The organism is Patulibacter sp. SYSU D01012, from assembly GCF_017916475.1.
Taxonomy (GTDB): Bacteria; Actinomycetota; Thermoleophilia; order Solirubrobacterales; family Solirubrobacteraceae; genus Patulibacter.
In genome coordinates this window covers 935,739-949,541 of sequence record NZ_JAFMTB010000002.1, presented here as the reverse complement: position 1 = coordinate 949,541, position 13,803 = coordinate 935,739, and the positions used below count along the sequence as shown (strand labels likewise).

General features: G+C 75.9%; 11 protein-coding genes. 7 read left to right on the top strand and 4 right to left on the bottom strand.

Going from position 1 to position 13,803, the window contains the following annotated elements; genetic code table 11:
* Positions 1-106 precede the first annotated feature (106 nt).
* The 4 genes from J3P29_RS13940 (at position 107) to J3P29_RS13925 (ending at position 4,862) form a co-directional block, all read left to right on the top strand.
* Complete coding sequence (locus J3P29_RS13940; protein WP_210494111.1) at positions 107-865, top strand: AAA family ATPase; 759 nt, start codon at positions 107-109, stop codon at positions 863-865.
* Positions 862-2,289, top strand: coding sequence for a cell division protein FtsZ (ftsZ, locus tag J3P29_RS13935; protein WP_210494110.1), 1,428 nt, complete (start codon positions 862-864; stop codon positions 2,287-2,289). Before J3P29_RS13940 ends, ftsZ begins: the two co-directional genes overlap by 4 nt.
* A gap of 79 nt (positions 2,290-2,368) precedes the next feature.
* Complete coding sequence (locus J3P29_RS13930; RefSeq protein ID WP_210494109.1) at positions 2,369-3,886, top strand: gamma-glutamyltransferase; 1,518 nt, start codon at positions 2,369-2,371, stop codon at positions 3,884-3,886.
* A gap of 73 nt (positions 3,887-3,959) precedes the next feature.
* Positions 3,960-4,862, top strand: coding sequence for a DMT family transporter (locus tag J3P29_RS13925; protein WP_210494107.1), 903 nt, complete (start codon positions 3,960-3,962; stop codon positions 4,860-4,862).
* A gap of 3 nt (positions 4,863-4,865) precedes the next feature.
* Here the strand turns inward: J3P29_RS13925 and J3P29_RS13920 are convergent, their stop codons facing one another.
* On the bottom strand, positions 4,866-5,489 hold the full coding sequence (locus J3P29_RS13920; protein WP_210494106.1) for an LON peptidase substrate-binding domain-containing protein: 624 nt from the start codon (positions 5,487-5,489) through the stop codon (positions 4,866-4,868).
* A gap of 139 nt (positions 5,490-5,628) precedes the next feature.
* Between J3P29_RS13920 and J3P29_RS13915 the strand changes: the two genes are divergently transcribed.
* Positions 5,629-7,071, top strand: coding sequence for a deoxyribodipyrimidine photo-lyase (locus tag J3P29_RS13915; RefSeq protein WP_210494105.1), 1,443 nt, complete (start codon positions 5,629-5,631; stop codon positions 7,069-7,071).
* Between the two features lie 13 nt (positions 7,072-7,084).
* On the opposite strand, the gene J3P29_RS13910 is transcribed toward J3P29_RS13915, so the two are convergent.
* On the bottom strand, positions 7,085-7,870 hold the full coding sequence (locus J3P29_RS13910; protein WP_210494103.1) for a class I SAM-dependent methyltransferase: 786 nt from the start codon (positions 7,868-7,870) through the stop codon (positions 7,085-7,087).
* Between the two features lie 42 nt (positions 7,871-7,912).
* Between J3P29_RS13910 and J3P29_RS13905 the strand changes: the two genes are divergently transcribed.
* Positions 7,913-8,854, top strand: a complete 942-nt coding sequence (locus tag J3P29_RS13905; RefSeq protein WP_210494102.1) for a class I SAM-dependent methyltransferase — start codon at positions 7,913-7,915, stop codon at positions 8,852-8,854.
* Positions 8,855-8,885: 31 nt separating this feature from the next.
* On the opposite strand, the gene J3P29_RS13900 is transcribed toward J3P29_RS13905, so the two are convergent.
* Both J3P29_RS13900 and J3P29_RS13895 read right to left on the bottom strand, forming a co-directional pair.
* Complete coding sequence (locus J3P29_RS13900; protein WP_210494101.1) at positions 8,886-9,761, bottom strand: acyltransferase; 876 nt, start codon at positions 9,759-9,761, stop codon at positions 8,886-8,888.
* A 107-nt stretch (positions 9,762-9,868) separates the two neighbouring features.
* Complete coding sequence (locus J3P29_RS13895; RefSeq protein ID WP_210494100.1) at positions 9,869-11,242, bottom strand: hypothetical protein; 1,374 nt, start codon at positions 11,240-11,242, stop codon at positions 9,869-9,871.
* 222 nt (positions 11,243-11,464) lie between these two features.
* Here J3P29_RS13895 and J3P29_RS13890 point away from each other — a divergent pair, with 222 nt between their 5' ends.
* A complete protein-coding gene (locus J3P29_RS13890; RefSeq protein WP_210494098.1) occupies positions 11,465-13,768 on the top strand; it encodes an alkaline phosphatase PhoX in 2,304 nt (767 codons plus the stop codon).
* Positions 13,769-13,803: the final 35 nt, after the last annotated feature.

The window sequence follows — 13,803 nt, the reverse complement described above, 5'->3', positions numbered from 1 at the left end:
GCCGCCCGAAATCCGCGCCGCCGGCGGGAAGGAACGCGGCAGGACGGGGCGAACACCCCGTCCAGGCCGCGGGAACCCCGTGGCCGACTCCGGATCCGTCCCGCAGATGCCCACCCCACCCACCGTCATCGTCATGGCCAACCAGAAGGGCGGCGTGGCCAAGACCACGACGACGCTCAACCTGGCCGTGGCGCTCGCCGAGCAGGGCCACCGCGTCCTGGCGATCGACCTGGACCCGCAGGGCAACCTGACGATGTCGCAGGGGCTCGACCCCGACCACGTCGACCCGTCGATGTACCACGTGCTCGTGCAGGGCCGGCCGCTGGCCGACGTCACGCACCACGCCGAGATCGACGTCGCCGCGGCCTCCATCGACCTGGCGTCGGCCGAGGTCGCGATGGCCGCCATGATCGGCCGCGAGCGCGCCCTCGAGCGCGCGCTGCGGGCCGTCGCCGACGACTACGACTACGTCTGCATCGACACGCCGCCCAGCCTCGGGCTGCTGACGATCAACGCGCTCGCCGCGGCGGACAGCGTGATCGTGCCCGTGCAGGCCGAGTACCTGTCGCTCCGCGGGCTCGCGCAGCTGCGCGGCACCGTCGAGATGGTGCGCGAGCAGCTCAACCCGCGCGTCCGCATCCAGGGGATCCTGCCGACGCTCCTCGACACCCGGACGACGCACGCCCGCGAGGCGCTGGAGCTGCTCGAGGAGCACTTCGGCGACGAGATGTTCGTCACCCGCGTCCGCAAGACCATCCGCTTCGCCGAGGCCCCCGTGAAGGGGATGTCGGTGCTCCGCTACGACCCAGACAGCATGGCCGCCAAGGCCTACCGAGACCTTGCCCAGGAGGTGCTCCGTCCATGACCCCGCACAACAACCGCTCCAGCCTCCGAGAGGGCCCGCTGGCCGACCTGTTCCGCCGCACCGACGCCCCGGCCGACGCGCCGGCGCCGTCGCAGCAGGCGCACGACACCCGCTACCCGGCGCGCGTCGGCCTCGACGCCGACCCCGAGCAGATCCTCGGCCTGGCCGACGTCGAGCCCGCCCGTGAGGAGATCGCGCCGCGCATGCCCGACCCGGTGAAGGAGACGCAGGCGACCGTCGAGGCGTGGGGCGAGCGGCGCACGCCGTCCCCGGCCGGCTACGGCCCGGTCATCCGCGTCATCGGCGTGGGCGGCGGCGGCACGAACGCGGTCAACCGCATGATCGAGGCGGGCATCACCGGCGTCGAGTTCCTCGCGATCAACACGGACGCGCAGTCCCTGCAGGACTCCGCCGCGGACGTGACGATCCACATCGGCCAGGGCACGACCCGCGGCCTCGGCGCCGGGGCCAACCCGGGCGTCGGCCGCAACGCGGCGATGGAGGAGTACGACGAGATCAAGGCGGCGCTGCGCGGCTCCGACATGGTCTTCATCGCCGCCGGCGAGGGCGGCGGCACCGGCACGGGCGCCGCCCCGGTCGTGGCCCGCATCGCCCGCGAGATGGGCGCGCTGACCGTCGGCATCGTCACGAAGCCGTTCGCGTTCGAGGGCAAGCGCCGCGCGCAGTCCGCCGACGTCGGCATCCGCGAGCTGGCGGAGGAGGTCGACACGCTCATCGTCGTGCCGAACAACCGCCTCCTGTCCGTCCTCGAGCGCAACACGTCGATGGTCGACGCGTTCCGCGTCGCCGACGACGTCCTGCGCCAGGGCGTGCAGGGCATCTCCGAGCTCGTCACGGTGCCGGGCCTGATCAACCTGGACTTCGCGGACGTCCGCACGATCATGCAGGACCGCGGCGCGGCCCTGCTGGGCATCGGCCACGGCACGGGCGAGTCCCGCGCGATCCAGGCCGCCGAGCGCGCGGTCTCGTCCCCGCTGCTGGAGACGTCGATGGACGGCGCGAAGGCGATCCTGCTCTCGATCGTCGGCGGCGGCGACCTGTCCCTGTGGGAGATCAACGAGGCGGCCGAGGCGATCGGCGCCGCGGCGCACCCGGACGCGAACATCATCTTCGGCGCCCAGGTCGACGAGAAGCTCGGCGACGAGGTGTGGGTCACCGTCGTCGCGACCGGCTACGACCACCAGCCGCACCTCGAGGCCGCCGCGCCCGCCGAGCCGCGCCAGGTGCGCCGCGAGCGGCCGGTCGAGCGCGTCGCCGCCCGCCCCGCCGTCCCCGCCGACGCCGAGCCGCGCGTCGTGCGGCGCCAGCCGCGCCCGCAGGAGCCGGTGACGCACGCCGCCGGCCGCAGCGCCACCGGCGCGCCGGGCTGGACGGTCCCCGAGTACACGCCGCGGGCCCGCTAGGCCCGCCCGCGGGCGGCGCGGACGGGCCGGCACGGCGCCGGCTCCCCGCCCCGCCCGCCGATCGGCGACGATGCCCGCCATGCCTGGGTCCCGCGGGGTCGTCGCCGCCGGTCATCCGCGCACCGCACAGGCGGGCGCGGACGCCCTCCGCGCCGGCGGCACCGCCGCCGACGCCGCGGTCGCCGCCGCGCTCGCCTCCTGGGTCTGCGAGCCGCTCCTGACGGGGCCAGCGGCCGGCGGCCACCTGCTCGCCGTCCCGCCCGGCGGCGCGCCCGTCGCGATCGACGCGTTCTGCGCCGTGCCGGGCGCCGGCGCGCGCGGCGACGCGGACCCGCTCGACGCGCTCGTCCCGGTCGAGGTCGACTTCGGCGACGCGACGCAGACCTTCCACGCCGGCTCGGCGTCCGTCGCGGCGTTCGGCCTGTTCGACGGCCTCGCCCGGCTGCACGCGCGCTGGGGCCGCCTGCCCCTCGCCGACCTCGCCATGCCCGCCGCGGCGCTCGCGCGCGAGGGCGTGGCCCTCAACGCGGTCCAGGGCTACGTCGCGGCGATCCTCGCGCCGATCCTGGCGCTGACGCCCGAGTCGCGGTCGCGGTGGCTGCCCGGGGACCGCCTGCTGGGGGAGGGGGACGTGTTCCGCGACCCCGAGCTGGCCGAGACGATCGAACGGCTGGGCCGCGAGGGCCCGGGCGTGCTGCGGGACGGCGACCTGGCCGCGGCCTGCGCCGCCCGGGTCGCGGCGCGGGGCGGCGCGCTGACGCCCGCGGACCTGGCGACGTACCGCGCGATCGAGCGCGACCCGGTGCGCGTCGCGTACCGCGGGCGCACCGTCGTCACCACCCCTCCGCCGTCCGCCGGCGGGATCCTGCTGGCGCTCGCCCTCGGGCGTCTCGATCGGCGGCCCCACCCGCCGCGGCCGGACGCCGCGGCGCTGGTCGCCGCGATGGACGCGGTCGAGGGCGAGCGCACCCCGGAGTTCGAGGCCGGGCTGCAGCGGACCGGGTTCGGCGAGGAGCTGCTCGCGCTGCGGCTGGGTTCGACGACCCACCTGTCCGTCGTCGACGCCGACGGGCTCGCGTGCGCGCTGACGAGCACGAACGGCGAGGGCTCCGGCGTCGTCGTCCCCGGCACCGGCATCCACCTGAACAACGTCATGGGCGAGGAGGACCTGAACCCGCGGCTGCGGCCCGGCGGCGCCGCCCTGCCGGCGCTGGCGCCCGGGACGCGGATGCCGTCGATGATGGCCCCGACGGCGGTCCTGGACGCGGACGGCGAGCTCGTCGCGCTCCTCGGGTCGGCCGGGTCCAACCGCATCCGCTCCGCCCTGCTGCAGACGGTGGTCGGCCTCGTGGACCACCGTCGTGGCCCGGTCGCCGCGGTCGAGTCGCCGCGGGTGCACCTGGAGGACGGCACGGTCTACGCCGAGCCGGGCCTGGAGGGCATGGGCGCGCTCGAGCGGGGCGACCGGCCGATCGTCCCGTTCCGCGCGCCCAACCTGTTCTTCGGCGGGGTGCAGCTCGTGTGCCGGGACCCGGCGACCGGCGCGCTGTCGGGGGCGGGGGACCCCCGGCGCGGCGGCGCGGTGGCCGTCGCCTAGGGGCTCGTGGGTACGCCGGACCGTCCGCCGCACGTCCGGGCGCGCCGCCCGCGACCCCTGCCATCCTGCCCCGGTGACCCGTCGCCAGACCGTCCTGCTCCTCGCGCTCGCGGCGATCTGGGGCGGCTCGTACGCGCTGATCAAGGTCGCGCTCGACGACGGGATGCCGTGGGCGTGGGTCGCCTTCCTGCGCATCGCGCTGGGCGCCGTCGTCATCACGCTGCTCGCCGCGCGCGCCGTCGGCCTGCGGGCGCTCGCGGCCCGGCCGCGCTGGACGTTCCTCGTCGGCGCGGCGCAGATCGGCATCCCGTTCCTGCTGATCCCGTGGGCCGAGCGGCACGTGCCGTCGGGGCTGGCCGGGGTGCTCGTGGCGACCGCGCCGCTGTTCACCGCCCTGCTCGGGCTGCGCTACGCGCCCGACACGGCGCTCGGGCCGCGAGGTTTGGTGGGCGTGGCGGTCGGCTTCGTCGGCGTCGTCCTGCTGTTCGCGGCCGACCTGGCGGGCCACGGCGAGCTCGTCGTGGGCGGCCTGGCGCTCGTGCTCGCGGCGCTGGGCTACGGGATCGGCTCGACGCTCTCGCGGCGCACGCTCATGGGCGTCCCGCCGCTCGCGGTGTCCGGCGCGTCCCTGTGGTGGGCCACGCTGATCGCCGCCGTGCCGGCCGCGGCCTCGGGCGGGCTGCCGACCCCCTCGACGGGCACCGTCCTGGCGGTCGCCTTCCTCGGCGCGGTCGGCACGGGCATCGCCTACCTCATCTTCTTCACGCTCGTGACCGAGATCGGCCCCTCGCGCACGATGTTCGTCACGTACCTGGCGCCGGTCTTCGCGCTCGGCTACGGGCTGGCGTTCCTGGACGAGGCCCTGACGGTCGGGGCGATCGTCGGCATCGTGCTCGTGGTCGGCGGCTCGCTCCTGGGCCGCGAGCGGGGCGGCGGGCGTGCGGCCGCGACCGCGCCCGAGGCCCCGGGCGCCTGACCCTCAGCCGAAGCGGACGACGCCGTTGCTGGCGCCGCGGACCTGCGCCAGGTCGGCGAACTCCAGCCGCTTGAGCGCGGCGCGGAGGAGGGCGAGCAGCTGGTGCAGGCGCGCGTTCTCGGACCGCTCCTCGAGCAGCTGCTGCTTGGCCTCGACCGCGAACTCGACGGACGCGGCCAGGTCGTAGGCGCCGGCCGCGAGCAGGTCGGCGGGGGTCACCTGGTGCTCCGTCGCCTGGCTGGCCAGCGACGCGTAGGCCTGGCGCACGGCGGCCGCGACGTCCTGGTCGAGCGGCTCCGGCGCGTCCGCGAGGAACTCGACGTGGGCCGACGCGTAGGCGTGGCGGTGGTGCTCCTCGACGACGCGGAAGGGGCGGGTGCCGCGGGTCAGGACGTCCATGCGGCCGTCCTCGAACCGCTGCAGCACCTCGGTGATCCGCATGGCGCAGCCCACGGAGCGCGGGCCGTCCTCGTCGACGAGGACGATGCCGAACTCGCGGTCCTCGGCGACGCAGCGCGCGCCGAGCTCCTTGTAGCGCTCCTCGAACAGGTGCAGCGGCACCTCCTCGCCGGGCAGCGCGACGAGGCCCAGCGGGAAGAGCGGCAGGTCGGGATCGACGTCGGCCATGGGCACCGAGTCTACGCCCGGGCCGGCGGCGCCCCGTGGGGACGGGGCGCCGGGGCCGTTCGTCGCGTCCGGCGCCCGTCGCCGTCCACGACGGGGCGCCGGAGGCAACCGCCGGACGGTGCGCGAACGTACGCTGGGCATGGGCAGCGCCGAGATCGTCTGGTTCCGTCGCGACCTGCGGGTCCACGACCACCCCGCGCTGCACGCGGCCGCGGAGCGCGGCGACGTGGTGCCGGTCTTCGTCGTCGACCCGGCGGTCGCGGACGGCCCCGCCGCGTCCGGGCCGCGCGCGCACTTCCTCGCCGGCTGCCTGGAGGCGCTCGACGCGGCGCTGCGCGAGCGCGGCGGGCGGCTCGTCGTCCGCCACGGCGACCCGGCCGCGGCGCTCGTCGCGCTCGCGGCGAAGACGGGAGCGCGGGTCGTGCGCTGGACCGCCGACGCCAGCCCCTTCGGCGTGCGCCGCGACGGGCGCGTGGCGGCCGCGCTCGAGCGGGCCGGCGTCACCGCGGTGCCGACGGCGGGCCAGTACGTCGTCTCCGACCCGGGCGCGATCCGCTCCGGCCAGGGCCGGCCCTACACCGTCTTCTCGCCGTTCGCGCGCGTCTGGGACCACGCGGATCGCCGCCGCGTCGTCGACGCCCCCGAGCGCGTCGCGGTGCCGGCCGGCGTGGGGAGCGAGCTGTTGCCCGGCCCCGACGACCTGGGCGGCCGGGGCCGCACCGACGCGCCCCGGCGCTTCCACCGGCCGGGCGAGGACGCCGGCCTGGCCGCCGCGCGGGAGTGGCTGGACGGCCCCATCGCGGACTACGCCGACGAGCACGACCGGCTCGCGGGCCCGCCCGGCACCGACCGGCCGTCCGGGGGCACGAGCGGCCTCTCCCCGCACCTGCGGTGGGGGACGGTCTCGCCGCGCTGGCTCGAGGCCCGCGCGGCGCAGCTCGAGGGCGAGGGGCCTGCGGCGTTCGTGCGGCAGCTCGCCTGGCGCGACTTCTACGCCCACGTGTACCTGCACCACCCGCAGGACCGGCTACGGGCGCACCAGCCCCGCTACCGGACGCTCGCCTGGGAGGAGGACGAGGACGGCCTGCGGGCGTGGCGGGCGGGCCGCACGGGCTATCCGCTCGTCGACGCGGGGATGCGCCAGCTCGCGGCGACGGGCTGGATGCACAACCGCGCGCGGCTCGTCGTGGGCTCGTTCCTGACGAAGGACCTGCACGTCGACTGGCGCCTCGGCGAGCGGCACTTCTGGTCGCTGCTGCTCGACGGCGAGCCGACGCAGAACGACGGCAACTGGCAGTGGGTCACGTCGATCGGCGTCGACCCCAAGCCGTACTTCCAGCGGCTCTTCAACCCGACCCGGCAGCTGCAGCGCTTCGACCCGGACGGCCGCTACGTGCGCCGCTGGGTGCCCGAGCTGCGCCGCGTCCCGCCCGAGCGCATCGCCGAGCCGTGGCGCATGGGGCCGCTCGAGCAGGCCGAGGCCGGCTGCGTCATCGGCGAGGACTACCCGGCGCCGATCGTCGACCACGCCGCCGAGCGCGAGCACGCGGCGGCGCGGTACCGCGCCGCCGCGGGGGAGTGACGCCCTTCGGGTCCTAGGGCCGCAGCACGGCCACGAAGTCGAGCGCGGCGTCCAGGTCGGCGCCGTCGTGCTCGGACCGCAGGACGAAGTCGGACGCCGCGATCGCCGGCGTGAAGCGGTCGTAGAACGGCTTCGTGATCCGCAGGCCCTTGTGCACGCGGTCCCACGCCAGGTGCTTCAGCGCGAAGGCGTGGAGCGCCAGCTTGCGGGCGTGATACAGGCCGAGGATCTCGACGTCGCGGAAGTGCCGCCCGAGCAGCTCGCGGTACTCGTCCGCGCGGTACTCCTTCACGTGCCAGGGGTTCTCGGACTTCTCGGCGCCGGGGGGCGCGAGGGTCAGCAGGTTCGGCGTGGAGACGTACGCCACCCCGCCGGCGCCGACGAGCGCCTTGAAGCGCTCGAGGATCGCGTCCGGATCCTGCACGTGCTCGATCGTCTGCAGGAAGACGACGGCGTCGGCGTCGCCGTCCCAGGTCTCCACGAGCGTGCGCTCGAAGGACAGGTTGTCCCGCACGTAGCGCAGGCGCGCGTGCTCGAACGCCTCGGGGTTGGCGTCGACGCCGACGACGGACGCCGCGCGCTCCGCGAGCACCGCGCTGCCGTAGCCCTCGCCGCACGCCAGGTCGACCACCCGGCGGCCGGCGACGCGGCGCGCGATCCACTCGTAGACGACGAGGTGGCGCCGGTACCAGTAGTTCTCCTCGGGGACGTCCGGCAGGGTGCGCTCGCCCGTCAGCGCGAGCGGCGGGACGCCGGGCGGCTGGTTCCGTTGGACGTAGTGCTCCCCGGGGGCGGTCATCGCGGCGCAAGTGTATGGACGGCGCGTACACTGCGCCGATCCATGTCGCCTTTCCCGACCACCGGTAGCGCCGCCGCAGAGCCCGAGACCGCGGAGCGGATCCGCGACGTCAACACGCGGTACCACGACGGCGCCGCGGCGCAGTACGACGCCAAGTGGGGCATCGACTGGGGCGAGGTCGGCCGCGACCAGGTGCTCCAGAAGGTGCGCAAGCTCCTCGGCGACCCGCTGCCGACGTTCGCGCGGTCGCTCGAGATCGGCGCCGGCACCGGCTACTTCACCCTGCACCTCCTGCAGGCCGGCGTCGTGCAGGCCGCGACCGCGACCGACATCTCGCCGGGCATGATCGCCCAGCTGCAGAAGAACGCGGAGAGCCTGGGGCTGCAGGTCGAGACGGCCGTCACCGACGCCGAGACGCTGCCCTTCCCGGACGAGAGCTTCGACCTCGTCATGGGTCACGCGATCCTGCACCACATCCCCGATCTGGACCAGGCGTTCCGCGAGTTCCACCGCGTCCTGCGGCCCGGCGGCGTCGTCCTCTTCGCCGGCGAGCCGTCGCGCAACGGCGACAAGATCGCCGCGGTGCCCAAGCGCGCCGCGCACTACGCCGCGCCGCTGTGGCGCAAGGCCATCCGGGCCCGCGCGGCCGAGCACGGCCATCACGACGGCGGCCAGGAGAACAACCAGCTCGAGTCGCAGGTCGACGTCCACGCCTTCGTCCCGTCCGACCTGCGGGCGCCCGTCGCGGCCGCCGGCTTCGAGCGCGTCGACGTCCAGGGCGAGGAGCTGGCCGCGAACTGGTTCGGCTGGTTCAACCGCGCGCTCGAGGCGACGGCGCGCGACGAGGACGTGCCGTGGGGCTGGCGCACCTACGCCTTCCGCGGCTACCTGCTCTTCCAGCAGCTCGACCGGCGCCTGCTCGAGGGTCGGCTGCCGGCGGGGCTCTTCTACAACCTGATGGTCGCCGCCCGCAAGGCGGGCTGAGCGGCCCGCCCGGTGGGGCCGGCCGACGGGCCTAGACCGCGTCCGCGTCGTCGGCCGCCGACGGGCCGCCGGGGGCGGCGCCCCGCGCGGCCTTCTCGGCCGCCGCGTCCGCCTCGCGCTGCGCCCGCCGCTCGGCGAGCCGCCGCTCGTCCGCCGCGCTCAGCGGCACGTCGTGCGGGTCCTCCCACGTCATCCGCTCCGGCGCGGGCCGCATCCGCACCACGCGCGCCGGGGCGCCGGCGGCCACGCCGTTGCTCGGCACGTCCTTCGTGGCCACCGCGTACGTGCCGAGCACGGCGTTGTCGCCGACGGTCACGCCGCGCAGCACGCAGCCGCCGTAGCCGATCCAGACGTTGTGGCCGACGGTCACCGGGCGCGTGTAGATGCCCTGCGTGCGGATCGGCGCGTCGACCCACGCGACGGAGTGGTCGAAGTCGATGAACATCGAGCGGTCGGCGATGATGCACTCCCGGCCGATCGAGATCCGCTCGTAGGTCGAGAGGGTGCACTCCTGGCCGATGACGGTCTTCGCCCCGATGTCGATGCGGCCCTCGTGGCAGCGGACCTTCGTGCCGTCGCCGATCCACGACCACCGGCCGAGGCGCACCACGGCGTCCGGGCCGATCTCGAAGTGCACCCCCGGGCAGATGAACGCGGGGCCGTCGAACTGCAGGCGGTCGCCGTACTTGCGCTTCCACCGCAGCGCGCGGGCGGCGAGCACCCAGTAGCGCCAGCCGAGCATCCGGTGGCGGCGCGCGTGCGCCAGCAGCGCGAGCAGGCCGCCGCGGGCCGGCGCGGGCGGGCGACGCACCTCGGGCGCGAGCGTGGGCACGTCCTCGGGGGTCTCGCCGGCCGGGCGCGGGCGGGCGGCGCCCTCGGCGGGGACGGAGCTCTGGTCGGTCGCCACCTCCCTAGCGTAGACCGGGCGCGGGCCCGCGTGCGCGCGCCTCGGGACGGCGTTCGCCGTGCCCGCCGCGGGCTGCCGGGGGGCGTCGCGGGGCGGCGCCGGGAACGTCAGCGCCGCAGCTCGGGCAGCACCCGCTCCGCGCCGCCCCACGGCAGCGGCCCCCGGGGCGGCACCGTGCCGACGTCGCCGCTCAGCGCGCCGGCGGCGAGCAGCCAGACCGTGCCGACGAGCGTCACCGCGGTCAGCACGCCGGCGGTGCGCGGCACGCGCTGCCACGCCCAGCCGACCGTCGCCGCGGCCACGGGCAGGGCGACCGCCGCGCCGCCGCCGCCGAGCCAGTTCGTCGTCGGCCAGGGGGAGAGGACGGCGTAGGGCACGACGACGGCGCCGACCACGAGCAGCAGGAAGGCCGCGATCACCTCCATGTGGACCTCGTCGGCGAAGACCCGGAACAGGCGGGCGCGCCGCCACCGCCACAGGCGCCAGGCGGCGACGCCGACCAGGCCCAGGACGGGGGCCCACCGCAGCAGCCCGAAGTCGCGGTCGACGAGGACGCCCAGGGGGCCGCTCACGGCCCGCCACAGCACGTCGACCGGACCGTGGAAGTACGTCGGCAGCGACCAGCCGACCTGCGGCGACCACGGCGTCGGCCCGCCGTAGACGCGGTCGTGCACGGTCAGGAAGACGAACGCCGAGAGCAGCAGCAGCTCGAGCGCGAGGAAGCCGGTCAGCCCGCGCCGCCGTCGCCGCATCCACCGCGTGAGGGCGACCGCCACGACGAGGGCCACCGGCGCGAGCGGCAGCCACACCCACGGCAGCAGCGCGCAGAGCAGGGCGCACGACAGCGCGGCCCAGGTGCGGGGCCGGTCGCGGACGGCGAGGGCGGTCGCGACGGCGCCGGTCAGGAGCAGCGCGGCGGCACCCGTGGGGCCGATCTCGGTGGCGCCGATGACGGCGGGCGGCGACAGGCCGACGGCGACGACGCCGCGCGTGGCCCACGGCTCGGGCACCAGCCGGCGCGCCAGTCCGACGGCGAGCACGAACGCGAGCGCCAGGAGCGCGGCGCCGCCGAGCTGCACCGCGAGCCGTCCGCCGATCCCCGTCACCCGCCCGACCGCGTAGAAGGGCGCGAGCGTCGCGCCGATGCCCAGGCCCGACGGCTCCAGGTAGCCGCCCGGCGCGAGCGGCGGGCCCTCCCGTCCCTCGTCGTCCCGGCGGACGGCCACGTTCGAGACGAGCGGCCGCGTCTCGTCCACGCCCTGCACGCCGCCCCAGTCCCGCCACGGCTGGGCGATGTACTCGTCGAGCAGGTCGAGGTCGCCGTCCGTCACCAGGGAGTGCGCCACGAGCAGGCGGTGCGCCTCCGTCGAGGAGAGCTCGCGGCCGGGGGCGGCAGGCAGGACGAGCCCCGCCGCGTAGACGGCGAACAGGCCGGCCCACAGCAGGAGCAGGCGGAGCGGACGGGGCAGGACGGTGGGCACGGCTCGGGACGCGCGGAGGCACCGGCACCCGGCCGGCGGTCCGCCGCACGATAGTCGGCGGACGCCGGCCGGACGCCGCCGGGGTGCGCGGGCGCGCGTTCACGGGATGGTCACCGGACGCTCACACCCCGACAACGAGGCGGGGTGCCGCCGCTCGTAGCGTTGGCACGCCGGGCGAGCGTCGCCGCGCCACTCCGGTCCCCCTACCACCGCAGGAGCCCCATGACCGACACGTCCTCCCTCGCCGGCGGCGGCACCGCCGACGGGTCCGCCGGCCACACCCGCCGCAGCTTCGTCCGCGGGATCGCGGTCGCCGGCGCCAGCACCGCCGCCGCCGTCGCCCTCGACGCCGCGGGCGTCACCAACCTGGTCGGCGAGAGCGCCGTCGCGGCCGGCGCCCCGACCGCCTTCTCCGACTTCCGGGCCATCGCGCCCTCCTCCGCCGACCAGGTGCAGGTGCCGGAGGGCTTCCGCGCCGACGTCCTGATCCGCTGGAACGACGAGTTCGCGTCGACGGACGGGACGGTCCACCGCTACGGCTTCAACAACGACTTCATGGCCTACCTGCCCCTCGAGGGCACGGACGACGAGGCCCTGCTGTTCGTCAACCACGAGTACCCCGCGCCGTTCTTCCTCCACGGCAAGCGCACGGCCGCCGAGAAGACGGCCGCCGACATCGCCGAGGAGAAGTACGCCGTCGGCAACTCGATCCTGCACGTGCGGCGCGGCGCCGACGGGGTGTGGCAGGTCGTCTCGCCCTCGAAGTACAACCGCCGCATCACCGGCGACTTCCCGGCCTGCGACGTCACGGGCCCGCTGAAGGGCAAGGGCGACGTCCTGCTCGCCGACGGCACGACCCGCGTCCGCGTCGGCCAGAGCGCCGAGCGGCCGGACCAGATCGACGGCTCCGTCGCCAACTGCTCCGGCGGCACGACGCCGTGGGGCACGACGCTCTCCTGCGAGGAGAACTACCAGGACTACGGCCCGTCGAGCGCGTACGGCTGGGGCGGCACGTACCTGCAGACGACGCACGCGAACTACGGCTGGGTCGTCGAGCACGACCCCTACGACCCGACGTCCCGCCCCCGCAAGCACACCGCGCTGGGCCGCTTCCGCCACGAGAACACGGCGTTCAACGCGCACCCGGGCAAGCCGTTCGTCCTCTACATGGGCGACGACAAGGTCAACGAGGGCGTCTACAAGTTCGTCTCCGCCCGCTCCTACGTCCCGGGCGACCGCGCGAACAACCTGAAGATCCTCGAGGAGGGCACGCTCTACATCGCGAAGTGGTCGCCCGAGGGCCGCCGCCGGTTCGGCTCCGCCGACACGTCGTCGCTCCTGACCGCCGACGTCGGCACCGGCGAGTGGGTGAAGGTCGAGGAGTCCGAGCTCGTCGACACCGCGGCCCACCTGCGCAAGCGCATCGACGCCACCGAGGGCGCCGGCGCCTACGACCGGCACTACGCGACGAACCGCCCCGAGGACGTCGAGGTCGACGTCGACGGCACGGTCTACGTCGCCTTCACGAACAACTCGGGCGTGAACGACCAGCACGGGGCGGTCCGCAAGCTCCGCGAGCGCCGCAACGATCCGACGGCGACGACGTTCACGTGGGAGGACTACCACGTCGGCGGCCCGCAGCCCGAGCGCAAGGGGATCGGCGAGGAGGGGATGTCCTGCGTCGACAACCTCGTCTTCGACGACGCGAACAACCTGTGGGCGGTCACCGACATCTCGTCGAGCTCGCTCAAGGGCTCGCCCGGCGCGAAGGCGTTCTACGAGTACCACGGCAACAACGCGATCTTCATGATCCCGCGCTCCGGCCCGAACGCCGGCGTCGCGTACCGCTTCGCGAACATGCCGGTCGAGGCCGAGGGCACCGGGCCCTACTTCTCGTCCGACTTCTCGACGCTCTTCGTCAACGTCCAGCACCCGGGCGAGGAGACGCCGGCCAACGCCGCCGCGAGGCTCGACGCGCCCGAGACGTTCACGAGCTGGTGGCCCGAGGGCAACCGGACGGCGGGCGTGAACCCGTCGATGCCGCGCCCGTCCACCGTCGCGATCACCCGGGTGCGCGAGGACGCCCCGGACGGCGGCGGCGCGCCGACGATCCCGCCGGCGGCCCCGCGCCCCGGCGCGCCGACGCCGCCGCAGGGGCCGGGCGCGCCGGCCCCGACCGGCCGGACGACCGTCGACGTGCCCACGAAGGCGACGCTGTCGGGCCTCGTCGGCAGCGGCGTCCCCGTCCGCTTCCGCGTTCGCGAGGACGCCCGGGTGACGGTGCGCCTGCGGATCCGCCTGCCGAAGGTCGGCCGCTCGAAGGCCCGGCTGATCACGGCCGCGACGGTCCGCAAGACGGTGCAGGCGGGCGCCGGCACGGTGCGCGTGCGCCCGGGCGCCGCCGCCCGAGCGCTGCTGCGCCTGCGCCGCGGCCGCACGATGCGCGCCGAGATCGTGCTCGAGGTGCGGCCGAAGGACGGCAGCCCCGCGTCGATCCGCCGGTCGGACCGCTTCACGATCCGCTGACCGGCCGCGGGGCGGCGCCGCCGTCCCGCGGGCCC